This window comes from Agromyces allii (genome assembly GCF_009749385.1).
In the GTDB taxonomy this organism is placed as follows: Bacteria; Actinomycetota; Actinomycetes; order Actinomycetales; family Microbacteriaceae; genus Agromyces; species Agromyces allii.
Genome location: NZ_WBIN01000010.1, coordinates 170,788 through 193,353, shown reverse-complemented (window position 1 = coordinate 193,353; position 22,566 = coordinate 170,788). Strand labels below are relative to the sequence as shown.

Genomic DNA, 22,566 nt, shown 5'->3' with positions numbered 1-22,566 from the left:
GGCGAGTCGTGTTCCCTCCCGGCCTTCAATGGAGAGGAAGTACGACATGTCGATCGCCGAGGCGCCCGTCGCCGCACCGGGCGAGACCGCCGCCCCCGAGCAGAAGGTCGCCGTCATCACGGGCGCCGCAGGGGGCATCGGGCTGTCGATCGCCCAGCGGCTCGCCGAAGACGGCTTCGCCGTCGCGATCATCGGCCGCACGCCGGGCACCGCCGCCGCGGCGGCCGACGGCATCGCGACGGGTGGCGGCATCGCCCGCGGGTATGACGCCGACGTCGCCGACCGCGAACAGGTCGACGCCGCGCTCGCCCGGATCCGCGCCGACCTCGGCCCCATCGCCGTGGTGGTCGCGAACGCGGCCGTCGCACCGCAGCAGGCCTTCCTCGAGATGACCCTCGAGCAGTGGAACACGGTGCTCGGCATCAACCTCACCGGCACCTTCAACACCGTGCAGGCGAGCCTGCCCGACCTCGTCGAGGCCGGATGGGGTCGCATCGTGCTCATCTCGTCGTCGAGCGCCCAGCGCGGCGCGCCCCGCATGGCCCACTACGCGGCCTCGAAGGGCGGGCAGATGGCGATGACGAAGGCCCTCGCCGTCGAGTTCGGCAAGGCCGGCATCACCGTGAACACCGTCGCCCCGTCGTCGGTCGACACCCCGAGCGTCGCGAAGAAGCGCGCCGCCGGCACCATCCCCTCGGCCGACGACATGGCCAAGTACATCCCGGTCGGCCGGGTCGGCGTCGGGGAGGACATCGCCGCGGCGGTCTCCTACCTCGTGTCCGACCAGGCGGGCTACGTCACGGGCCAGACGCTCAGCGTCAACGGCGGATCCTTCATCGGCTGATCGGAGACGACGACATGACCGACACCATCGACACCACCCACCCCATCGAGGCCGCCGACGCGAGCGAGCCCACCGTCCCCCGCGTGCCTCCGCGCCCCACCGACGAGTGGACCGACGACGTCGACGAGGCGTTCTCGGTGCTCCGAGCCCACGCGCCGGGAGGTGCGCCCGCCGACGGCCCGGTGCAGCGCCCGAAGGCGAACATCCTCGGCATCTACGCCTGGCACCCCGACTTCATCCGCGGGTGGATGCCGTTCTCGAACCACCTGCGCAAGTCGACGCTCTCGGACCGCCAGCGCGAGATCGCGATCCTCCGCACGACGTGGCTCGGCTACGGCGAGTACGAGTGGGCCCAGCACGTCTGGATGAGCACGGCGAGCGGCGCGCTCACCGAGGCCGAGGTCGCCGCGCTCTCCGAGGGGCCGGATGCCGCGGGGTGGAGCCCGGAAGACGCGGTGCTGGTGCGGTCGATCGACGAGATGGTCACGGGCGACCGCCTGATCTCCGAACAGACGTGGGCCGGCATCGCGGCGCAGCTCGATCGACAGCAGCTCATCGACTTCGTGTTCACCATCGGCACCTACGACATGCACTGCATCGCGTTCCGCAACCTCGGGCTCGAGCTCGAGGACGGCATGGTCGGGTTCCCGCCCGGGCATCGTGCACCGAAGGACGCCTCATGACGACCACGACGGCGGCGACGCCCGAGGCCGTGGCGATCGCCATGGAGGACGCGCTCGACTGGGCCGTCCGCGATTCGCTCACGACCTACGTGACGAAGATCGCGCGCGGCGGCTACACGGTCGACGGCGGCGCGGTCGAGCGGGAGGGCGGGGTCTTCTCGTTCCCATTGCGGCGGGCGGTCCGCGAGGGTGCCGACTGGCGATTCTCGTTCGTGGGATCGGTGCGCTTCGTCGCGCACGGCGGCCTCATGGACATCCTCATCAAGGACCCCGAGATCGTCGTCGGGCCCGACCGCGGCGTGCTCGCCACCCACGTCGCCGACGACCCCGACGAGCTCCTCGCGGTCGTCGCGCTCGCGGCGGCGCTCCCCGAGGCCGACGAAGCCGGCCTCACCTGGAGCGGTGTGCCGACGCAGTTGGCGCCGGCCGCGGTCGATCTGTTCGGCACGGTCTACCCGGCGGGCACCGAGATGGCCCCGATCAGCATCAGGATCGCGCTAGATTCCTAAGCATGTCTCAATCCGCGTCTGAAGGCGCCGCCCGCCGGTCCACGCGTCGGGTCTCGGTGGAGCGCGGAAACGTGCGGGGCGAGGCCACTCGCCAGCTCATCCTCTCGGCCGCCGAGCGCCTCTTCGCCGAGCACGGGATTTCAGCGGTGCCGCTGCGTGACATCGGCGCAGAGGCCGGCCAGCGCAACCATGCGGCCGTGCAGTACCACTTCGGCGACCGCGAGGCGCTCGTGACGGCGATCATGGAGTCCCGAGGGTCCGAGAGCGAGCTCGAGCGCGCCGACCTCGTGGCCGGGCTCATGCTCGGCGGCGTGGCGCCGACCGTCGCCGACGTCGTGAGCGCGTTCGTGCGACCGCTCGCCATCCACATCCGGCCCGACAACCACTACCTCGCTTTCCTCTCGCTCTTCATCACCGAGGAGGGCGGCTACGAGGGCCTCACGAACCAGGGCGTGCACACCGGGGCATCCGTCATCACGCTTCGTGCGCTGCTCGCGCGGCTCGTGCCCGACGTGCCCGCCGCGGTGCTCGATGAACGCTGGTGGGTCACGCTCACGAGCGCGGTGCACACGCTCGCCCGGTATCAGGCGGCGCAGCTCAAGCGCGCGCAGCCCGTGAAGATCGACGTGCTGATCGACGATCTCGTCGTGTACCTGGCCGCCGGTCTCGTCGCACCGACCGTCCCCGGCGACCCTCGGGTGGTCGCGGCCGACTGAGGTCGGGCGTGCCGGCGACGCCGAAGGGGGCGCGAGCGGTTTCGCTCGCGCCCCCTTCTCAGGAGTTCGGATGCCGCGTGGGGCTCAGGCCACGAGGTGCGCCATGAATCGCGACGACCAGTCCGTGAGGCTCTCGGGCACGTAATAGCCGTCTCGATCGTTGATCTCGTCCCAGTTGGCCGCGATCTGCTCGGGCGTCGGGTCGCCGTCGGAGAGCCAGCCGGGCGTGATGCCGAGGAACCAGCGCGAGAAGCGCTTGGCGCCTGCCACGAGGATCTCGCCGTTCACCGGGCAGGTCTCGTGCGAGAGGAGTGCGACCATGGGTGAGACGAGGCCGGTCTCCATGGCCTGCAGGCGGGCCGGGTCCATCGGTGCCGACGTCACGATGTTCGGCTTGGTCGCCGTCTCGCTCGGCCGCGTGATCGCGTTCGGGGCGATGGCGTTGACGAGGATGCCCTTGGGGGCCGCCGCGACGGCGAGGCTGCGTGTGAAGCCGATGAGCGCGCCCTTCGCGGTGGCGTAGGCGAGGTTGTCGGCCAGTCCGAGCATGCCGGTCGACACGGTCGTGATCACCCGTCCGTAGCCCTGGGCCTCGAAATGCGGCCAGGCCGCACGCGTCGTGTGCCAGGTTCCGCGGAGGTGCACGTCGAGCGTGCGCTCGAGGTTGTCGGCGTCGGCCTCGGGGAACGAGGCCCACCTCGAGATGCCGGCGTTGTTGACGAGCACGTCGATGCGGCCGAACTCGCGGACCGTCTTCTCGACGAGGGCGTGGCAGTTCGCCTCGACGCCGATGTCGCTCGCATCGGCGATGGCCTCCCCGCCGGCGGCGAGGATCTCGGCGACGACATCGTTCGCGGGGCCGGTGTCGTTGCCGACGCCCTCCTTCGAGCCGCCGAAGTCGTTGACGACGACCTTGGCTCCTCGTTCGGCGAGCAGCAGCGCGTGTGCCCGGCCGAGGCCGCGGCCGGCGCCGGTGACGACGGCGACGCGTCCGTCGAAGCGGAGGTCAGCTGGTGCGTTCATCATTCTCCCTTGAGTGATCGTTCATGGATTTCATCACACATGATGAATTCCTGCAATTCCCCGGATGCCCGTCAATGAGTGCATGTGTAGAGTCTGCTTGCCTGTTTTCAGCAGATGTGCTTAGCTTTCGGCGATGCCGCAGGCAGAGCACAAGATCAGGAGCGAGCCGCATGACGAGCAAGACCGACAAGGACGTCGACGTCGAAGTACTGGTGATCGGGGCCGGCGTCGTCGGCATCTACGCCCTCCACCGGGCGATCGAGGCCGGGTTCACCGCGCTGACCCTCGAGGCCGGCGACGACGTCGGCGGAGTCTGGTACTGGAACCGCTACCCGGCGGCCCGCTTCGACTCCGAGAGCTACACATACGGCTACCTCTTCTCGAAGGAGCTCTTCGCCGACTGGAAGTGGGAGGAGGAGTTCGCCACGCAGCCCGAGATCGAGCGCTACCTCAACCACGTCGTCGACCGCTTCGACCTGCGTCGGCACATCCGCACGGGGCAGCGCGTCGTCTCGGCCGTCTGGAACGAGGAGGCGACGAGCTGGGACATCGCGACGGCCGCAGGCGAGACGTTCCGGGCGCGATGGGTCATCTCGGCGACGGGCGGACTCTCGGTGCCGCACTATCCCGAGATCGACGGACTCGAGGACTTCCGGGGCGAGGGCCACCACACCGGCGCCTGGCCCCGCGAGCCCCTCGACTTCGCGGGCAAGCGCGTCGCGATCATCGGCAACGGTCCGAGCGGGGCCCAGATCCTGCCGGTGATCTCCGAGATCGCCGCGCAGGTCGACCTCTACCAGCGCACCCCCACGTGGACGACCCCGCTCAACAACGCGCCGCTGACCGACGAGAAGCACGCATGGCTCAGCGAGAACTTCGAGCAGATCGTGCAGACGCTCACCTCTCCGGCCAACCCGACCGGGTTCATGCATCCGCCCGCCGGCAGGTTCTCGACCGATGACACGCCGGAGGAGCGTCAGGCGTTCTACGAGCAGATCTGGAAGGCGCCGGGCTTCGGCAAGCTCACGTCGAACTACTACGACATGACGACGAACCGCGAGGCGAACCTCGAGTTCTGCGCGTTCCTCGCGAACAAGGTCCGCTCGATCGTCGCCGACCCCGTCACCGCTGAGCGACTCATCCCGACCGACCACCTCTTCGGCGCGAAGCGTCCTCCGTTCATCGCCGACTACTACGAGTCGTTCAACAAGCCGAACGTCTCGCTCGTCTCGCTGCGCGAGACGCCCTTCGTGCGCGTCGACGCCACCGGCATCCAGACCACCGAAGGCCACCGCGACTACGACATCATCGTGTACGCGACGGGCTTCGACTTCGGTACGGGCGCGCTCACCCGCATGGGCGTCGTCGGCCGCGACGGCCTCGATCTCAGCACCGACTGGGAGGACGGCCCCTCGGACTTCGCCGGGTTCACCGCCCACCGTCTGCCGAACTTCTTCTTCCCGGGCGGCCCGCACGGCGCGGGCGGCGGCAACTACCCGCGCTACTCGCAGGACCAGGTCGACTGGATCGCGACGACCCTCATCCACGCCCGCGAGCAGGGCTTCGATCGCTTCGAGCCGACCGCCGAGCACGAGGCCGCCTGGATGACCATGGTCGAGACCCTCGCGCCGCTCTCGATCTTCTCGGCCGAGCACAGCCACTACTACGGGGCCAACGTGCAGGGGAAGCCTCGCAAGTTCCTGCTCAACCCCGGCGGCCGGCCCAAGCTCCACGAGATGCTCGGCGAGTTGACCGAGACCCCCGACTACGGCGGCGCCTTCGCCCCCGTGCACGAGAAAGCAGGTGTCTGATGGCAGCACACGAAGCGCTCATCGCGCTCGTCAACTCCGTTCCGGGCCGCGACGAGGAGTTCCGCGAATGGTACTGGGGCACGCACGTGCCCGAGGTGCTCGCGCTCCCCGGCTTCGTCGCGGCGCACCGGCTGCGGCTGGGCGAGGAGCCCGGCGGCGCGGCGCCGTTCCGCTACGCGACGATCTACGAGATCGACGGCCCGGCGACCGATGCCCGCGACCTCATGTTCGGCTCCGGGCTCGGCATGAGCGACACGATGGACCTCAGCGCGATGATCGTGGCCCCCTACCTGCCGGCCTGACTCGACGGCGTCGGCCCGCCCCGACGGCGGGCCATGAGGATCATGGCCCGAGCCGTTCGGGATCCGTATGGGCCGGCGCCGACAGCCCCGCGGCGGCGTACACCGGAGACATGACGCTCACCAGCATCCTCCCGTCCATGCGCCGCCTGATCCCCGACCCGATCGTGGCCCGCCACTGGCCGGCGAACACGGTGGCCGGACTCGACGACGTCGTGATCGCCGCGGTCTCGCTGCGTCGACTCGCCGAGGTCTGCGGCACCCCGTGCGTGCACACCGCGGCCGCCGTGCAGCCGGGCACCGGCGGCCGTGCCTCGCACGAGGAGACCGTGTCGGTCGTCGTCGCTCGGGTGACCCGCGTGGACGACCGTTCGGGCGACCGACTCGTGCAGCTCGACGCCGACCTCGCGAACGTCGAGGCCCTGCCCGTGGATGCGCGTCTCATCGCCCGGATCTCGACCGTGCGCTCGACGCCGGCGCTGCTCGGCTCACCCGAACGGCCGTCGCTGCTGCCCGCCGACCTGGCCGTGGGCGACCTGCTCGCGATCCTGTGCCGCGATGCCGCCTCGCTCCACGACGTGCGGCCGAACGACGGCGAGCCGTACGGCCGGTGCGGGCGGTGATGCAGCGATCGTCACCACGCTCTCGGACACGTCGACGAAGTTCACGGCCTTCACCCCCAACGACCGGGCGTTCCTCCGGCTCGTGAAGGACCTGACCGGCACCGCGCCGGCCAGCAAGGCCGACGCGCTCGCGACCATCTCGGGCGCCCTGACGGCTGAGCAGCTCACCAACGTGCTGCTGTACCACGTCGTTCCGGGCAAGCAGCTCGGCCCGATCCGCGTCGTGCTGTCGAAGTCGCTCACGATGGCCAACGGCGGCATCGTGAAGCCGCGCCTGCTCACGCTGCGCGACGAGAACCCGGCGTTCACCGATCCGCGCCTGGTGGTCTCGGGCATCAACATCACGGCCTCCAACGGCGTGATCCACAGAATCGACCGCGTGCTCGTGCCCGGCGTGCTCTGAAGCGGAGTCGTCGTGCGACCGCCCTCGCCGAGCGCTTCGACGAGGGCGGTTCGCGGTGACCGGGATCGCCCGGAGCGGCGTGCACGGACGCAATGCATGGTGAGATGGAAGGCGGGTTCCGTGCTCGGCGCGGCCCTCTCCGGCATCCGGAGGTCATCGATCCGCCCGCCCCTCGAGCCACCCATGGAGCAGCCGCATGCCGACCACCCGTCTCGTCGTGACCGGCACCTCGTGGGTCACGCCCGCCCTGCGCCGGGTACACCTGCGCAGCGACGACCTCTCCGCGTTCCTCGGGAGCGGGTTCACCGACCGGTACCTCAAGCTCGTCTTCTCGAAGCCGGGCGTGACCCTGCCCGAGAACATCGACGTGCGGGAGTTGCGCGGCACGTTGCCGGCTGAAGACCTGCCGGTCGTCCGCACGTACACGGCACTGCATCCGGATGTCGCGGCCGGCACGCTCGACATCGACTTCGTGGTTCACGGCGACGAGGGGGTCGCGGGGCCGTGGGCGGCGAACGCCCGGGTGGGCGACATCCTGCTCGCCAACGGTCCCGGTGGTGCGTACCGACCGGATCCCGAGGCGGACTGGCATCTGCTCGTCGGCGACGAGTCGGCGGTGCCCGCGATCGCGGCGGCGCTCGAGGTGCTGCCCGCCGACGCCGTCGCCAGGGTGATCGTGCTCGTCGAGTCGGCGGCGTACGAACCGCAGCTCGCGCGGCCCGACGCGCGAGCGTGGTGTTCGTGCATCGCGACGGCGGCACCGGCGCCGGACTGCTCACCGCGGCCGTCCGGTCGGTCGACTGGCCCGAGGGCCGGGTGCACGCCTTCGTCCACGGCGAGGCCGAGGAAGTCATGCGCGGCGTTCGCCCCTACCTCCGGGCCGAGCGCGGCCTCGCCCGTGAGCAGCTCTCGGTCTCGGGGTACTGGCGACGCGGGCGCTCGGAAGACGGCTTCCGCCAGTGGAAGGCGGACTCCGCGCGCACCGAGGGCGACGAGGGATAGCAACGCCGCGCCGCGGCATCCGCCGGAAAGGCCCGACGAACCGGCGGCCCGACGATCCGCCTCCACTCGGCCTCCCGCACTGCGGGGGCGAGGGCGGCGGATCGTCGGGCCGTCGACGGGTCAGGGGCTGACGTACGACTGCCGCCCCTTCGTCGGTTGCGGAGGCACGGCGGGCAGCCAGTCGGGCTCCTCGTCGGGGAACTCGTCGTCGGGAACCGCGCCGACGGCCTCGACGGCCTCGACGGGCTCGGGCTGCGGCAGCGTGCCGAGGCGGTCGACCTGCTCGGTGAGTGCATCGAGCACCGAGCGCAACTGGACCTGCGCGACTTGCGCGTAGGTGCGCACGAACTCGATCTCGTGCATGGACGGCAGCGAGATCGACCCCGTGGCGGTGCTCGGCTCGGAGCCCGCGGCCGAGGCGGGCGCCGCGCCGGAAGCCGCCGCCGGTGCGGATGCCGCCGCCTCGGCGGCGTGGCGCTCCTGCGTCTCGCGGTACTGCGTGCGCGCCGTGAGCACGAGGTCGCGCGCGTACGCCTCGGCGTCGGCGACCGCCTTGTCGGCGATCATCTGCGCCTGCGAGAGCAGGCCGACCGCGCCGAGCGTGACCTCGTGCTCGAGGTCGGCGTTGTCGGAGCTGCGGAGCTTCGTGTTCTCGGCCCGGAGTTCGGCGAGCTCGCGGCGGTCCTCGTCGAGGGCGGCCCAGACCGCGGCCACCGACTCGGCGAGGTCGTCGACGAATGCGTCGACCTCGGCGCGGTCGTATCCGCCGAGCGGCCGTGGGGCGAACTTCACGGCACCCGACGAGGGCAGACGTGAGACGGCGGCCACGAGGCCGCCTTCGGGCGCGGGCGGTCGGGGGATCGGGAGTTCCTCTTCGTCGTCCCAGATGGTCATCGGGCACTTCCCATCGGTTGTTCGGCGAGCTGCGGCGACTGCGGGTCGCGGCGCTCGTGATCGTCTTCGAGTCGGGCGAACAGTTCGAAACGGATGTCGGGGGAGGGCACGCCGAGGTCGCGCAACCGGGAGGCGGTGTACTGGACCATCGACTGCGATCCGCACACCATCGCGAGCGCACCGGGGATGACCCCGGTCTCGGCGACCGCATCGCTCACGAGCCCCTTGCGGCCCGGGTAGCTGGGGTCGTCGGACACGACGGGCGTGTAGTCGAACCAGGGCCGACCGGCCAGGCTCTGCAGCAGCCGGTGCTCGTACAGGTTCCACGGCACCCGGGCGCCGTGGAACAGGTGCACGCGCGGGGCGTCGCCGGTCGCCTGCCACTGCAGGTCGATGCGCTCCAGGTGCGACCGCAGCGGGGCGAGGCCGGTTCCGCCGGCGACCATCACGAGATCGCGACCGCGGTCGGCCTCGTCGAGGGTCAGCTCCTGGCCGACCGCCGAGCCGAGCCGAAGCACGTCGCCGACCTTCAGTCGACGCGCGACGGCACCGGACACCTGCCCGCCCGGCACGAGCTGCACGTGGAACTCGATCGTGCCGTCGGCGCGCGGCGCGTTGGCCGGGCTGTAGTACCGCCACATGCGCGGCGTGTACGGCGTCTCGACCGCGAACGACTGCCCCGGCTCGAACGCGAGGTCGGGTTCGGGGCGCACGTGCACGATCGCGATGTCCATGCTCCGACGGTCGACGCCGATGACATGGCCCGCCCAGGACGGCGGACTGCTCAGCTCCGACTCCTCTGCGGCCTGCACCATCGCGGTCGCGATGACGCCGTACGCGGCCGCCCAGTCGGCGGCGAGCTCCGGGGTCCAGAGCTCGCCGAGGAAGTGCTTCAGCGTGGTCAGCAGCGAGAGGCCGACGGCGTCGTAGTGCTCGGCGACCACTTCGAATCGCCGGTGGTCACGGCCGAGCTGCTGGATGAACGCGGTCACCTCGTCGAGCTGGTCGACGTTCGACACGATGCGCCCGAGCGCGCCGACGAGCCGGTCGCGCTGGGTGGCCATCGCGACCGGGAACATCGCCCTGAGCTCGGGGTGCGTGTAGAAGAGGTGCGAGTAGAAGAACAGCGGCACCTCGTCGCCGAGCGTCTCCGCCAGCGACCAGGTGTGCTTCAGCGCGGCGGTGTCCACGCCGTCAGGCCTGGGCCGCGGGGACCTCGACGATGTCGGGCTGGGTCGCAGCGACGGCGCCAACGGTGCGGTCGATGATCTCGGACGGCACGCCGGCCTCGGTCAGTGCGGCGATGAGGTGGCCGGCGACCGCGCCGAACTCCTCGGCCGTGATGCCCATGTTCGCGTGGGCCGCGCGCAGCTCGCGTCCTTCGTAGGCGACCGGACCGCCCATGACCTGGGAGACGAGGGCGACCTGGTGCCGCTTGAGGCGGGCCATCTCGGTGCCCTCGAAGTGCTTGGCGAGCAGGTCGTCGCCGAGCACGAGCTCGTAGAACCGGTTGACGACCGCGGTGATCGCGGGCGCACCGCCGACGGCGGCGTAGTCGCTCTGGGCTGCGGATTCGGTCTGCAGATCGAGGGAGGTCATGTCGGGTGTCCATTCAGTAGGGGGGTTTGGGACCCCCCTTTCCTAGCAGAAGGGAATCGACCAGATCAAAGCATTTCCGAATGTCGTGGTGTCCCCCAGGAGGGGGACAGGTTCGCCCGCTCGGGCGATCGGGCTCTCCTGACCGCTCCGCACAGGGTCGACGGTAGGCTGACGGGGTGGAACCCGGCCTGATCTTCGCCCTCGCGTGGGCCGTGCTCGCGCTCGTCGGCGGTGTCGCGCTGATCGTCCGACGGCGTTGGTTGGCCGACACCATCACGGCCGAGCGCCAGTCGAACGTGGCGAGGGCCGACGCCCGCGGCCCCAGCGCGAACGTGTTCCTGATCGTGGGCGTCGTGTTCGTCGCGATGGGCCTGTTCATCATCGTCTGGTGGGCGTCGGCCGCCTTCTGATGACGGATGCCGATGCCGTCGTCGTGGGCGCCGGGCCCAACGGGCTCGCGGCGGCCGTGACGCTGGCTCGCGCGGGCCTGCGCGTGCAGGTGTTCGAGCGGGCCGACACGATCGGCGGCGGGGCGCGCACGAAGGAGCTGACGCTGCCCGGGTTCCGGCACGACGTGTGCTCGGCGGTGCATCCGATGGCCCTGGCGTCGCGGTTCTTCCGCGAGTTCGAGCTGGCCCGACGCGTCGAGCTGCGGCATCCGGAGGCCGCGTACGGGCACCCGCTCGACGGGGGCCGTGCGGGCCTCGCGTACCGCGATCTCGATCGCACGGTCGAGGGGCTGGGCCGCGACGGGCGCGCCTATCGGCGCCTGATGGGGCCGCTCGTCGCCCGGGCCGATGCCGTCGCGGAGTTCACGGGCAGCAACCTGCTGGGCGTGCCGGGCGATCCCGTGACGGCGGCACGGTTCGGGCTGCGCGTGCTCGAGCAGGGGTCGCCGCTCTGGAACGCGCGCTTCGCCGAGCAGGTCGCGCCGGCGATGCTCGCCGGGGTCGCGGCGCACGCGATCCTGCCGCTTCCGGGTCTCGCCCCCGCCGGCGTCGCGCTGTCGCTCGGCAGCTACGCCCACGCGCGCGGCTGGCCGATCCCGGTCGGCGGCAGCCAGTCGATCGTCGACGCGCTCGCCGAAGACCTGGTCGCGCACGGCGGCACGATCACGACGGATGCCGAGATCACCGACCTGCGCGAGCTGCCCCGTGCCCGTGCGGTGCTGTTCGACGTCACGCCGAAGGCGCTCGTCGCGATCGCGGGCGAGCGGATGCCGCGGCGCTACGCGCGGGCACTGCAGGCGTTCCGGTACGGCAACGGGGTCGCGAAGGTCGACTTCGCCCTGTCGGGCCCGGTGCCGTGGGCGGATCCACGGCTCCGGGACGCCGGCACCGTGCACGTCGGCGGCACCCGTGCCGAGATCGCGAGGGCCGAACGGGACGTCGCCCGTGGGCGCCACTCGGATGCCCCGTACGTGCTCGTCTCGCAGCCCTCGATCGTCGACGACACCCGCGCGCCCGCCGGGCGTCAGGTGCTCTGGGCGTACACGCACGTTCCGAGCGGCTCCGGCGTCGACCAGCGCGAGGCGATCACCCGGCAGATCGAGCGGTTCGCGCCCGGCTTCCGCGACGTGGTGCTCGAGGCGGCGAGCCGCACGGCGCTCGACGTCGAGCGGTACGACCCGAACTACGTGCTCGGCGACATCGCCTCCGGCGCCCCGACGATCGGGCAGCTGCTGCGACGCCCGGTGCTCTCGACCGATCCGTGGCGCACGCCGGTCGAAGGGGTCTACCTCGCGTCGGCGTCGACGCCGCCCGGGCCAGGCGTCACCGGCCTCAACGGCTGGTACGCGGCGCGCAGCGCGCTGCGGCACGAGTTCGGCATCAGGTCGGCGCCGAGGCTCGCGCTCGACTGACGTCGGCCCGCGACATCCGCCCGTCTTCCGTCCGCGCGTCACGGCGAGGTCATAGGCTCGGTCGGGTCGAGAGGAGACGCCGATGGCGCAGTTCCGGGCGGTCGTGGAGCCGCAGGAGAAGATGCACGGCCTCGAGGTGCCGCCCGCGGCGGTCGACGAACTCGGCGGCGGCAAGCGGCCGCGCATCACCGTCACGGTCAACGGGCACTCGTGGGAGACGCGCATCGCGATCATGCTCGGCCGCAACCTCATCGGGTTGAGCAACGCCAACCGTGCCGCGGCCGGGCTCGTCGTCGGCGAGGTGGTCGACGTGCGGCTCGATCTGGCGGACGAGCCCGCCGCGCCCGACCTGCCCGACGACATCGCCGCGGCGCTCGATGCCGATGCCGCCGTGCGCGAACGCTTCGACGCGAAGACCGTGAGCCAGCGGCGCCAGTTCGTTCGCGTCATCGACCAGGCGAAGACCGAGGCCACGCGCGAGCGCCGCATCGCGAAGCTCGTCGAGGAGCTCGGCGGCGAGCCGGCGCCGGCGGCGGGGTAGTCGCGGGCGTCGAGCCGCGGCATCCGGCCGTTCGGCCCACGTCGCGTGCGGGTCGGGCGGGCTCAGTCCTGCGGGTCGAACCGCACGAGCAGTTGGCGGCTCACCAGCCCGACCGTGCTCGCGAGGGCGCGCGCCGTCGACCCGGGCACGAGCGGCAGGTCGCGCACGGCCCAGAGGGTCAGGGTGGTCGCCCACGCGGCATCGCGGGCCTTCTCCATCGAGAAGTTCGTGACGAGGTCGGCGAGTGGCGAGAGCGGCGCCCCGGCGCGCACGACCTCCTTCTCGAGGAAGCCCCGCCTGATCGGCCGCACGAGTTCTGCGAGCACGCCGTTGATGCGGTCGAAGTCGGCGTGCACGGTGCCGCGGTTCGGGTCGAGTCCGCGCCGCTCGCAGGTCTCGACGACGGCGAGTGCGAGGTCGTGGTTGATGTGCGCGTTCATGCCGGCGAGGGCGTACTGGAGCGGATACAGGCGCGCTGCGCGCCGGTCGATGAGCGGATCCCACGCCTTCGGCACGGGCTTGCCCGCGGCGATCGCCTTCGGAACGGCGAGGAAGTAGCCCGCGAACACCACGTCGAGTTCCTCGATGAACGCCGGATCGTCGAACCGGCCCTCGGCCACGCGCTGCCCGACGAGGGCGGTGACCTGCCGGTACATGTCGACGAAGACGGCGAGTCCGTCGGAGGCGCGCAGCGGGCGCCGCACGCGGTCGAGGTCGGCGACGACCTCGGCGATGGGGGAGCCCGGAAACAGCTGAGGCTTGCTCATGTCGGCATCATAGGGCCGGGTGCGGCGGTCGCGCCGGAACGTCGGCACGGCGGTGGCGCCGGTCGAACGGGCGGCGGTGCACCGACGGCAGTGGATCGCCGACCGTGCAACGGCAGAAGGCGTGCTCGGCCGCCCGCCGGGCGGCGGTCGGTTACGCTCGGGATCGACACCACGCGGGCACGAGGGGCGGACATGCAGGCATCCGGCACGGAGCGCGCGCCCGGCGGACCCGAGGCGCCCGCCGCCACGCCCGCCGCCGCATCCGTCGCCCCTGCCTCCTCGCGCGCGGTCGGCGTGCGCGACGTCGCCGTGCTCGCCGGGGTCTCGCGCCAGACGGTGTCGCGCGTGCTGAACGATCATCCGCAGATCAAGGAGGCCACGCGGCGCCGGGTCATGGATGCGATCGCCGAGCTCCAGTACACGCCGAACTTCGCGGCTCGCGCCCTCGGCACGAAGCGGTCGCGCACCATCGGCGTGCTCGCGTCGGACTCGCGCAACTACGGCCCCTCGACGAGCATCGCGGCCCTCGAGGCTGCCGCGCGTGCCGCGGGCCACTGGGTGAGCACGGCCTACGTCGACTCCGAAGACCTCGACTCGGTCTCGGCCGGCATCGCGCACCTGCGCGGGCAGGCCGTCGACGGCATCGTCGTGGTCGCGCCGCACGTGCGCGTGCTCGAGGCGCTCGACGAGCTGCGGGTCGACGTGCCCGTCGTGACGCTGCTCGCGGGCGGCCGCGGCGGTCGCAGCGACCACAGCCCGGCCGTCGACCAGGTCGAGGGTGCACGCATCGCGACCCGCCACCTCGTCGAGCTCGGCCACACGCGCATCGCGCATCTCGCGGGGCCGTCGGACTGGCTGGAGTCGAGCTCGCGCGAGCACGGCTTCGACCTCGAGCTCGCGGCGCACGGCCTCGAGCCCGTCGCCGTCGTTCGCGGCGACTGGTCGGCCCGGTCGGGCTATGACGCAGGGGAGCGCCTGCTGGCGGATGCCCCGACCGCCGTCTTCGCCGCCAACGACCAGATGGCGCTCGGCCTCATGCGCCTCGTGCGCGAACGCGGCGGCGCGGTGCCCGGTTCGCTCAGCCTCGTGGGCTTCGACGACATCCCCGATGCGGAGTTCTTCTGGCCGCCGCTCACGACCGTGCGGCAGGACTTCGACGAGCTCGCGCGCCGCGCGGTCGCCGCGCTCGTCGAGCGCCCGGACGAGTTCGGCGGGGCGGATGCCGCGGCGAACCGCCCGATGCTCGTGCCCGAGTTGATCGTGCGGGCGTCGTCCGCGCCGCTGTCCGTGCCGCGCTGACCGAGCCCGTCGGGCTCCGCGATTGACACCCGCATCCGTCTGAGTCAGAATGTGACCGGTCACAGTGGCCCGATCGCGATGGAGGACGCCCCGTGAATGCACCACCCCAGGAGTTCGGTGCCGACGTCGAATCGGCGATCGCCCGTGTTCGGACCGAGGTTGCGAAGTTGCATGCGGAGTTGACGCGGTATGGCCTGGTGGTGTGGACGGGCGGGAACGTCAGTGGTCGGGTTCCGGGTGCGGATCTGTTCGTGATCAAGCCGTCGGGGGTGAGTTATGACGATCTGGCGCCGGAGAACATGATCCTGTGCGATCTGGACGGCACCGTGATCGAGGGCACTCCGGGTGCTGAGCGCAGTCCGTCGTCGGACACGGCGGCGCATGCGTACGTGTATCGGAACATGCCCGAGGTCGGCGGTGTGGTGCACACGCATTCGACGTATGCGGTGGCGTGGGCGGCGCGCAATGAGCCGATTCCGTGCGTGATCACGGCGATGGCCGATGAGTTCGGTGGTCCGATCCCGGTGGGTCCGTTCGCGATCATCGGGGACGACTCGATCGGTCGGGGCATCGTGGAGACGTTGACCGGGCATCGCAGCCGGGCGGTGTTGATGGCCAATCACGGGCCGTTCACGATCGGGTCGTCGGCGAAGGACGCGGTCAAGGCCGCGGTCATGGTCGAGGACGTCGCCCGCACGGTGCATCTTGCTCGTGAGGCGGGCCCGTTGGTCCCGATCCCGCAGGAAGCGATCGACCGGTTGTACGACCGGTACCAGAACGTCTACGGACAGAGCGGAGATGCCCGACGATGAGCACCGAACCCCAGAACGCCCACGAGGGCGCCCAGACGGATGCCGCGCGCACCGCGATCCTCGAGGGCCGCACGTCGCTCGGCATCGAGCTCGGTTCCACCCGCATCAAGGCCTGCCTCGTCGATGCGGCCGACCCGACGCGCGTGCTCGCCGTCGGCAGCCACGAGTGGGAGAACGAGTTCGTCGACCGCGTCTGGACGTACTCGCTCGAAGACGTCTGGTCGGGCCTGCAGGCCTCGTACGCCGACCTCGTCGCCGACGTGCGCCGCCGCTACGACGCGACGCCCGAGACGTTCGGCGCGATCGGCGTCTCGGCGATGATGCACGGCTACCTCGCCTTCGACGAGCGGGGCGACCTGCTCGTGCCGTTCCGCACGTGGCGCAACACCTCGACGGGCGCGGCGTCGGCCGAGCTCAGCGAGCGGTTCGGCGTGAACATCCCACTGCGCTGGTCGATCGCCCACCTGCATCAGGCAGTGCTCGACGCCGAGGCGCACGGGCCCGACATCCGCTTCGTGACGACCCTCGCCGGTTACGTGCACTGGAAGCTGACCGACCGCAAGGTGCTGGGCGTCGGCGACGCGTCGGGCATGTTCCCCATCGACGCCGTGACCCACGACTACGACGCCGCCCTCGTCGCCTCGTACGACGAGCTCGTCGGCGATCGCCTGCCGAAGCCGCTCGTCGAGCTGCTGCCCCAGTCGCTCGAGGCCGGTGCCCCCGCCGGCGTGCTGACCTCGGCGGGCGCCGCGCTGCTCGACCCGACCGGCGGCCTGAAGCCGGGCGCCCTGCTGTGCCCGCCCGAGGGCGACGCCGGCACGGGCATGGTCGCGACGAACTCGGTCGCCCCGCGCACCGGCAACGTCAGCGCCGGCACGAGCATCTTCGCGATGGTCGTGCTCGAGCGCGCCCTCGAGCACGCGCACCACGAGCTCGACCTCGTGACCACGCCCGCCGGCGACCCCGTCGCGATGGTGCACTGCAACAACGGCGCGAGCGAGCTCGCCGCGTGGGCGGGCGTATTCGGGCAGTTCGCCGCGGCATCCGGAACCCCGATCTCCTCCGACGCCGTCTTCGAGGCGCTGTTCACGGCCGCGCTCGAGGGCGAGGCCGACGCCGGCGGACTGCTCGCCTACAACCACCTCGCGGGCGAGCCCATCGCGGGCCTCTCCGAAGGCCGGCCGCTCGTCGTGCGCACCCCCGACAGCCGGCTCACGCTGCCGAACTTCGTGCGCGCGCAGCTCTACGGCGTGTTCGGCACGCTCGCGCTCGGCATGCGCGTGCTCGACGGCGAGGGCGTCGAGCTCGACCGCATGTTCGCGCACGGCGGCATGTTCCGCACGGCCGGCGTCGCCCAGCGCTTCCTCGCCGGTGCGCTCGACGCGCCGGTCGCCGTCGGCGAGACCGCCTCCGAGGGCGGCGCCTGGGGCATCGCGGTGCTCGCGTCGTACCTGCAGGCCGTCGCCGGCACCGACGACACCGACCTCGGCACCTACCTGAACGACCGCGTCTTCGCCGATGCGGGCTTCGACACGGTCGATCCGGATCCGGCGGATGTCGCCGGCTTCGCCGCCTACCTCGAGCGGTACCGGGCCGGCCTCGCGGCCGAGGCCGCCGCCGTCGACGCACTCTGACCTCCACCTCCCACCAGAAGGAAACGAACATGACCCGCACGCCGCTCACCACCTCGCTCGACCAGTACGAGGTCTGGTTCCTCACCGGCAGCCAGCACCTGTACGGCCCCGAGACCCTCGCACAGGTCGCCGAGCAGTCGGAGGCCATCGCCGCGACGCTCGACGCGGCATCCGACGTGCCCGTGAAGATCGTCTGGCTGCCCGTGCTCACCGACTCGGCCGCGATCAAGAAGGTCGCCCTCGAGGCGAACGCCGCGCCGAACGTCATCGGCCTCGTCGCCTGGATGCACACGTTCAGCCCCGCGAAGATGTGGATCGCCGGCCTCGACGCGCTGCAGAAGCCGCTCGCGCACCTGCACACGCAGGCCAATGTCGAGCTGCCCTGGGCCGACATCGACTTCGACTTCATGAACCTGAACCAGGCCGCCCACGGCGACCGCGAGTTCGGCTACATCCAGACGCGCCTCGGCGTGCCCCGCAAGACCATCGTCGGCCACGCGAGCGACCCCGTCGTGCAGCAGCAGCTCGGCACCTGGCAGCGTGCGGCCGCGGGTCTCGCCGCGAGCCGCGACCTGAAGCTCGCCCGCTTCGGCGACAACATGCGCTACGTCGCCGTCACCGAGGGCGACAAGACCGAGGCCGAGCTGCGCCTCGGCGTGCAGGTCAACACGTGGGGCGTCAACGAGCTCGCCGAAGCGGTCGCCGCGGCATCCGAGGCCGAGATCGACGAGCTCGTCGCGGTCTACGAGACCGAGTACGACGTCGTTCCCGAGCTGCGCAAGGGCGGCGAGCGCCACCAGTCGCTGCGCGACGGCGCCGCGATCGAGATCGGCCTGCGCTCGTTCCTCGAGGAGGGCGGCTTCGGCGCGTTCACCACGTCGTTCGAAGACCTGGGCGAGCTGAAGCAGCTGCCCGGCCTCGCCGTGCAGCGCCTCATGGCAGAGGGCTACGGCTTCGGCGCCGAGGGCGATTGGAAGACCGCGATCCTCGTGCGCATCGCGAACGTCATGGGCGCCGGCCTGCCCGGCGGCGCGAGCCTCATGGAGGACTACACCTACGACATGACCCCCGGCGACGAGCTGATCCTCGGCGCGCACATGCTCGAGGTCTCGCCCTCGCTGACGAGCGCCAAGCCCACCCTCGAGGTGCACCCGCTCGGCATCGGCGGCAAGGACGACCCCGTGCGCCTCGTCTTCACGGCCGACCCCGGCCCCGCCGTCGTCGTCGCGATGAGCGACATGCGCGACCGGTTCCGCCTCACGGCCAACGTCGTCGAGAACGTGCCGCCGCGCGAGTCGCTGCCGAACCTGCCCGTCGGCCGTGCCGTCTGGAAGCCGGCCCCCGACTTCCGCACCTCGGCCGCAGCGTGGCTCACGGCCGGCGCCGCGCACCACACGGTCATGTCGACCGCGGTCGGCATCGAGGTGTTCCGCGACTTCGCCGAGATGGCCGAGCTCGAGCTGCTCGTCATCGACGAGGAGACCACGCTGCCCGGGTTCAAGCACGAGGTGCGCTGGAACCAGGCGTACTACCGTCTCGCGCAGGGCCTGTAAGTGGTCGCGGAGCACGCGCTCTCGGGCCACCAGCACACGATCGCCGCGCACGGCTACGAGGCGACCATCGCCAGCATCGGCGCCTCGCTGCGTTCGCTCACCTTCGAGGGGCGCGACCTCGTCGTGCCGTTCGAAGCCGACGAGGTGCGCCCGGCATACCGCGGCGTGACGCTCGTGCCGTGGCCGAACCGCGTCACCGACGGACGGTACCGCTTCGGCGGCGTCGACGAGCAGCTGCCGCTCACCGAGCCCGACCGCGGCCACGCGCTGCACGGGCTCGCGGCGTGGCTCGACTTCACCCCCGTGCTCCGCGAGAGCGCGCGCGTCGTGCTGACGGCGACCATCGAGGCGCAGGCGGGCTACCCGCACCGCGTCGAGATCTCGGTCGACTTCCGCGTCGACGCCGGCGGCCTGCACACCACGGTCACCGCGACGAACGTCGGGCCGGATGCCGCACCCTACGGCACGGGCCCCCACCCGTACCTCGTGGCGGGCGACGGCCTCGTCGACGACTGGACGCTCACGCTGCCCGCCGCCGAGGTGCTCGAGGTCACGCCCGACCGGCTCATCCCGACGCACCTGGCCGCGGTCGACGCCCCCCGCGACGGCGACTCGTTCGACTACCGGATGCCGCGGCGCATCGCCTCGACCGAGATCGACCACGCGTTCACGGGCCTGGCGTACGACAGCCCCGCGGCCGACGGTGCCGTGCAGGTCACGGTCGTCGACGCGAGCGGACGCGGCGTCGGCATGGCGTGGGGTCGGGAGTGTCCGTGGGTGCAGATCCACACGGCCGACGGCAGCGGTCGCACCGGCCTCGCGGTCGAGCCGATGACCTGCCCGCCCGACGCCTTCAACTCGGGCACCGACCTCATCGTGCTGGACCCCGGCGCCTCGACGTCGGCGCACTGGACGATCTTCGGCATCTGACGCGCTCGGCGCGTCTCGTCGCGACATGACTCGGCCCGGCTGGGGCTCGGTCGGTCACCGCCCTTCGACGAGGGTGGTGGTCGACCCGGCTCCAGCCGGGCCGTTCGCGTACGCGGCTCGCCGGTCGAGGAGGCGCGACAGCGCCGTCTCGAGACCAGCGGGGTGGCACGGGGCGCGCTGGTCTCGATTCGCTCCTTCGTCGCTACTCGACGGGCGAAGCGGCGGCAGGCGGGCAGTGCACCTGCGTGCGCTCGCCCGAACGGTCGATGTCGTGCGCGGCCATGGGCCCGCCGCAGAGCGGGCAGCGGGGGTCGGCCGGCGGAACGTACGGCGCCTCGGGGCGGCCGATGCCGACCTGCGCGGGGCCCGTGAACCGGAAGATCATGCGGTTGAAGGCGTTGTAGAAGCCGCGCTTGCCGAGGAACGGGTTCAGCGGGTTGAGGCCGCGCTCGGGCGTCCAGTTCGCCGGGTCCTCATTCGTTCGTGCCATAACAGTTAGTATACTAATGAATATGGATGCCGCCACCGCCGCAGTCGACGAGGTCGACCCGCTCGCCCTCGACCGTCAGCTCTGCTTCGCGCTCGCCGTCGCATCGCGGCTCGTGATCGGCACGTACAAGCCGATCCTCGAGCCCATGGGGCTCACGCATCCGCAGTACCTCGTGATGCTCGCCCTCTGGGAGCACGAGCCGCTCGCCCTCTCCGAGATCGCGGCCCTCGTGCGGCTCGAGCCCGCGACGCTGTCGCCGCTCGTCAAGCGCCTCGAGGCCGCCGGGCTCGTGACCCGCGAGCGCTCGCCGCGCGACGAACGACAGCTCGCGCTGCGACTCACCGACGCCGGCCGCCGGCTCCGCGACCAGGCCGAGCGCGTGCCCGAGCAGGTCGTCGCCTCGCTCGGCGTCGAGGTCGACGACCTCGTGCGCCTGCACGCCGAGCTCTCCACGCTGATCCAGCGCATCAGCCCCGGCCCCGGCGGTCAGCCCGCCGAAGGCGCACCCGGCCGCGACGAGCGACTGGCGACGAGCGACTAGCCGAAGAGGCGCCGCCACACGTTCGTGTCGGCGAGGTCGAGCAGCTCGTCGCCGCGGCCCGACATGACCGTGCGCAGTGCGTAGAGGGCGAACCCCTTCGTCTGCGCGGCCGTGATCGACGGCGGGATCGAGAGCTCCTGGCGCGCGACGACGACGTCGACGAGCGCGGCGCCCGGTGCGGCGAACGCGCGGGTCAACGCGGCCTCGAGATCGGCCCCGCGCTCGACCCGGATGCCGGTGATGCCGACCGACTCGGCGACCGCGGCGAAGTCGGGGTTCACGAGCTCGGTGCCGAAGTTCACGATGCCGGCCGCCTTCATCTCGACCTCGACGAAGTTCAGCGACGAGTTGTTGAACACGACGATCTTGATGGGCAGGTCGTTCTGCCGGATCGAGAGCAGGTCGCCCATGAGCATCGAGAGGCCGCCGTCGCCGGCGAGCGCGATGACCTGGCGTTCGGGGGCCGCGCCCTTGGCGCCGAGCGCGTGCGGCATCGCGTTGGCCATCGACCCGTGCGTGAACGAACCGATCAATCGGCGGTCGCGCGTCAGGTGCAGGTATCTCGCCGTCCAGACGACGGGCGAACCGACATCCGCCGTGAAGATCGCATCGGAGTCGGCGAGCCGATCGATGAGCTTCGCGACGTACTCGGGATGGATCGGCTCCTTGCCGTCGTCGTTCGCGAGGCCGTCGAGTTCCTTGCGCGTCTTCTCGTAGTGCTTCACGCTCGACTCGAGGTGCTTCGGGCTGCGCTCATCGGCGATCAGCGGCAGCAGCGCGATCGCGGTCTCGCGCACGTCGCCGACGAGGCCGACGTCGACGGGCGTGCGGCGTCCGAGCTGCTCGCCGCGCAGGTCGACCTGCACGATCTTCGCCTTCGACGGGTAGAACTGGCGGTACGGGAAGTCGCTGCCGAGGATCAGCAGCGCGTCGCACTTCTCCATGGCGCGGTACCCCGAGGCGAAGCCGAGCAGCCCGGTCATGCCGACGTCGTACGGGTTGTCGTACTCGATGTGCTCCTTGCCGCGGAACGCGTGCACGATGGGCGCCTGCAGGCGTTCGGCGAGCGCGAGCACCTCGTCGTGCGCGCCGGCGACGCCCGCACCGGCGAGGATCGTGACGGATGCCGCGGCGTTCAGCGCCGCGGCCGCCTCGGCGAGCTCGTCGGGGGAGGGCACGACGCGCGGGCTCGCGGCGCGGATGGGCGAGCCGGGCCTGCGCGCGGGTGCGTCGGCGAAGAACACGTCGCCCGGAACGACGACGACCGCGACGCCCTGCTTCTCGACGGCCGTGCGCATCGCGATCTCGAGCACCCACGGCAGCTGCGAGGGGTCGCCGACGAGCTCGCTGTACACGCTGCACTCGCGGAACAGCTCCTGCGGATGCGTCTCCTGGAAGTAGCCGCTGCCGATCTCCGACGACGGGATCTGCGACGCGATCGCCAGCACGGGCACGCGGCTGCGCTGCGCGTCGAAGAGTCCGTTGATGAAGTGCAGGTTCCCCGGCCCGCAGCTGCCGGCCACGACCGCGAGCTCGCCCGTGACGGCGGCGTCGGCGGCGGCGGCGAAGGCGGCGGTCTCCTCGTGCCGCACATGCATCCAGCGGATGCCGCCGTCACGGCGCAGCGCGTCGGTGAACGCGTTGAGCGAGTCGCCCGGCAGGCCCCAGACCCGGCTCACCCCCGCCCGCTTCAGCGTCTCGACGAACAGTTCGGCGACCGTCTGCGACATGC

The 22,566-nt window shown here is 71.6% G+C and carries 24 protein-coding genes and 1 pseudogene; 18 read left to right on the top strand and 7 right to left on the bottom strand.

Features of this window, described 5'->3' with window-relative positions; translation table 11 throughout:
- The first annotated feature begins 46 nt into the window (after window positions 1–46).
- The 4 genes from GQR16_RS13600 to GQR16_RS13585 are packed head-to-tail and all read left to right on the top strand — an operon-like array spanning window position 47 to window position 2,752.
- Complete coding sequence (locus tag GQR16_RS13600) at window positions 47–844, top strand: SDR family oxidoreductase (protein WP_157415684.1); 798 nt, start codon at window positions 47–49, stop codon at window positions 842–844.
- 14 nt (window positions 845–858) lie between these two features.
- Complete coding sequence (locus GQR16_RS13595) at window positions 859–1,527, top strand: carboxymuconolactone decarboxylase family protein (protein ID WP_157415683.1); 669 nt, start codon at window positions 859–861, stop codon at window positions 1,525–1,527.
- Window positions 1,524–2,036, top strand: coding sequence for an HtaA domain-containing protein (locus GQR16_RS13590; protein WP_157415682.1), 513 nt, complete (start codon window positions 1,524–1,526; stop codon window positions 2,034–2,036). The genes GQR16_RS13595 and GQR16_RS13590 overlap by 4 nt, the downstream gene beginning before the upstream one ends.
- 2 nt (window positions 2,037–2,038) lie before the next feature.
- Entirely contained in the window at window positions 2,039–2,752 is a 714-nt protein-coding gene (locus GQR16_RS13585) for a TetR/AcrR family transcriptional regulator (protein ID WP_157415681.1), read from the top strand.
- 84 nt (window positions 2,753–2,836) lie between these two features.
- Here the strand turns inward: GQR16_RS13585 and GQR16_RS13580 are convergent, their stop codons facing one another.
- Window positions 2,837–3,775, bottom strand: coding sequence for an SDR family NAD(P)-dependent oxidoreductase (locus GQR16_RS13580; protein WP_157415680.1), 939 nt, complete (start codon window positions 3,773–3,775; stop codon window positions 2,837–2,839).
- Window positions 3,776–3,945: 170 nt separating this feature from the next.
- Here GQR16_RS13580 and GQR16_RS13575 point away from each other — a divergent pair, with 170 nt between their 5' ends.
- The 5 genes and pseudogenes from GQR16_RS13575 to GQR16_RS20185 all read left to right on the top strand — a co-directional run bounded on the left by GQR16_RS13575 (window position 3,946) and on the right by GQR16_RS20185 (window position 7,913).
- Window positions 3,946–5,586: a flavin-containing monooxygenase gene (locus tag GQR16_RS13575; protein ID WP_157415679.1), complete on the top strand. Its 1,641-nt coding sequence runs from the start codon at window positions 3,946–3,948 to the stop codon at window positions 5,584–5,586.
- Window positions 5,586–5,888 carry a DUF4286 family protein gene (locus tag GQR16_RS13570; RefSeq protein ID WP_157415678.1) on the top strand — a complete coding sequence of 101 codons (303 nt, stop codon included), beginning with the start codon at window positions 5,586–5,588 and terminating at the stop codon, window positions 5,886–5,888. Before GQR16_RS13575 ends, GQR16_RS13570 begins: the two co-directional genes overlap by 1 nt.
- A 110-nt stretch (window positions 5,889–5,998) precedes the next feature.
- Window positions 5,999–6,508, top strand: a complete 510-nt coding sequence (locus tag GQR16_RS19945; protein WP_246200837.1) for a hypothetical protein — start codon at window positions 5,999–6,001, stop codon at window positions 6,506–6,508.
- Window positions 6,444–6,911, top strand: coding sequence for a fasciclin domain-containing protein (locus GQR16_RS13565; protein ID WP_246200835.1), 468 nt, complete (start codon window positions 6,444–6,446; stop codon window positions 6,909–6,911). The genes GQR16_RS19945 and GQR16_RS13565 overlap by 65 nt, the downstream gene beginning before the upstream one ends.
- A 196-nt stretch (window positions 6,912–7,107) precedes the next feature.
- Window positions 7,108–7,913 (top strand): annotated as a pseudogene (locus GQR16_RS20185) (siderophore-interacting protein).
- Between the two features lie 120 nt (window positions 7,914–8,033).
- Here the strand turns inward: GQR16_RS20185 and GQR16_RS13555 are convergent.
- From GQR16_RS13555 to GQR16_RS13545, 3 genes are read right to left on the bottom strand one after another with little or no spacing between them, the layout of a single operon-like run.
- Complete coding sequence (locus GQR16_RS13555) at window positions 8,034–8,807, bottom strand: DivIVA domain-containing protein (RefSeq protein WP_157415676.1); 774 nt, start codon at window positions 8,805–8,807, stop codon at window positions 8,034–8,036.
- A complete protein-coding gene (locus GQR16_RS13550) occupies window positions 8,804–9,997 on the bottom strand; it encodes a globin domain-containing protein (protein WP_157415675.1) in 1,194 nt (397 codons plus the stop codon). Before GQR16_RS13550 ends, GQR16_RS13555 begins: the two co-directional genes overlap by 4 nt.
- Window positions 9,998–10,001: 4 nt before the next feature.
- A complete protein-coding gene (locus GQR16_RS13545) occupies window positions 10,002–10,406 on the bottom strand; it encodes a group I truncated hemoglobin (protein ID WP_157415674.1) in 405 nt (134 codons plus the stop codon).
- 176 nt (window positions 10,407–10,582) lie between these two features.
- On the opposite strand from GQR16_RS13545, the gene GQR16_RS13540 reads away from it, so the two are divergent.
- The 3 genes from GQR16_RS13540 (at window position 10,583) to GQR16_RS13530 (ending at window position 12,808) form a co-directional block, all read left to right on the top strand.
- Window positions 10,583–10,816: a hypothetical protein gene (locus tag GQR16_RS13540; RefSeq protein ID WP_157415673.1), complete on the top strand. Its 234-nt coding sequence runs from the start codon at window positions 10,583–10,585 to the stop codon at window positions 10,814–10,816.
- Window positions 10,816–12,267: a phytoene desaturase family protein gene (locus tag GQR16_RS13535; protein WP_157415732.1), complete on the top strand. Its 1,452-nt coding sequence runs from the start codon at window positions 10,816–10,818 to the stop codon at window positions 12,265–12,267. Before GQR16_RS13540 ends, GQR16_RS13535 begins: the two co-directional genes overlap by 1 nt.
- An 82-nt stretch (window positions 12,268–12,349) precedes the next feature.
- Window positions 12,350–12,808: a YdeI/OmpD-associated family protein gene (locus tag GQR16_RS13530; protein WP_157415672.1), complete on the top strand. Its 459-nt coding sequence runs from the start codon at window positions 12,350–12,352 to the stop codon at window positions 12,806–12,808.
- A gap of 62 nt (window positions 12,809–12,870) precedes the next feature.
- On the opposite strand, the gene GQR16_RS13525 is transcribed toward GQR16_RS13530, so the two are convergent.
- Window positions 12,871–13,575, bottom strand: coding sequence for a DUF5995 family protein (locus tag GQR16_RS13525; RefSeq protein ID WP_157415671.1), 705 nt, complete (start codon window positions 13,573–13,575; stop codon window positions 12,871–12,873).
- A gap of 192 nt (window positions 13,576–13,767) precedes the next feature.
- Here GQR16_RS13525 and GQR16_RS13520 point away from each other — a divergent pair, with 192 nt between their 5' ends.
- From GQR16_RS13520 to GQR16_RS13500, 5 genes are all read left to right on the top strand, one after another.
- Window positions 13,768–14,874 (top strand): LacI family DNA-binding transcriptional regulator, encoded by a 1,107-nt coding sequence (locus GQR16_RS13520; protein ID WP_157415670.1) that lies wholly within the window; start codon window positions 13,768–13,770, stop codon window positions 14,872–14,874.
- A 92-nt stretch (window positions 14,875–14,966) separates the two neighbouring features.
- Window positions 14,967–15,686 carry an L-ribulose-5-phosphate 4-epimerase gene (locus GQR16_RS13515; protein ID WP_157415669.1) on the top strand — a complete coding sequence of 240 codons (720 nt, stop codon included), beginning with the start codon at window positions 14,967–14,969 and terminating at the stop codon, window positions 15,684–15,686.
- On the top strand, window positions 15,683–17,320 hold the full coding sequence (locus GQR16_RS13510) for a xylulokinase (protein ID WP_157415668.1): 1,638 nt from the start codon (window positions 15,683–15,685) through the stop codon (window positions 17,318–17,320). The genes GQR16_RS13515 and GQR16_RS13510 overlap by 4 nt, the downstream gene beginning before the upstream one ends.
- A gap of 29 nt (window positions 17,321–17,349) precedes the next feature.
- Complete coding sequence (gene araA / locus GQR16_RS13505; protein ID WP_157415667.1) at window positions 17,350–18,873, top strand: L-arabinose isomerase; 1,524 nt, start codon at window positions 17,350–17,352, stop codon at window positions 18,871–18,873.
- A complete protein-coding gene (locus GQR16_RS13500; RefSeq protein ID WP_211373517.1) occupies window positions 18,874–19,803 on the top strand; it encodes an aldose 1-epimerase family protein in 930 nt (309 codons plus the stop codon). It begins immediately after the preceding gene.
- A 202-nt stretch (window positions 19,804–20,005) separates the two neighbouring features.
- Here the strand turns inward: GQR16_RS13500 and GQR16_RS13495 are convergent, their stop codons facing one another.
- Complete coding sequence (locus GQR16_RS13495; RefSeq protein WP_246200831.1) at window positions 20,006–20,293, bottom strand: hypothetical protein; 288 nt, start codon at window positions 20,291–20,293, stop codon at window positions 20,006–20,008.
- Window positions 20,294–20,315: 22 nt separating this feature from the next.
- Here GQR16_RS13495 and GQR16_RS13490 point away from each other — a divergent pair, with 22 nt between their 5' ends.
- Complete coding sequence (locus tag GQR16_RS13490; protein WP_157415666.1) at window positions 20,316–20,834, top strand: MarR family winged helix-turn-helix transcriptional regulator; 519 nt, start codon at window positions 20,316–20,318, stop codon at window positions 20,832–20,834.
- On the opposite strand, the gene poxB is transcribed toward GQR16_RS13490, so the two are convergent.
- Window positions 20,831–22,564, bottom strand: a complete 1,734-nt coding sequence (gene poxB / locus GQR16_RS13485) for a ubiquinone-dependent pyruvate dehydrogenase (RefSeq protein WP_157415665.1) — start codon at window positions 22,562–22,564, stop codon at window positions 20,831–20,833. The genes GQR16_RS13490 and poxB overlap by 4 nt on opposite strands.
- Window positions 22,565–22,566: the final 2 nt, after the last annotated feature.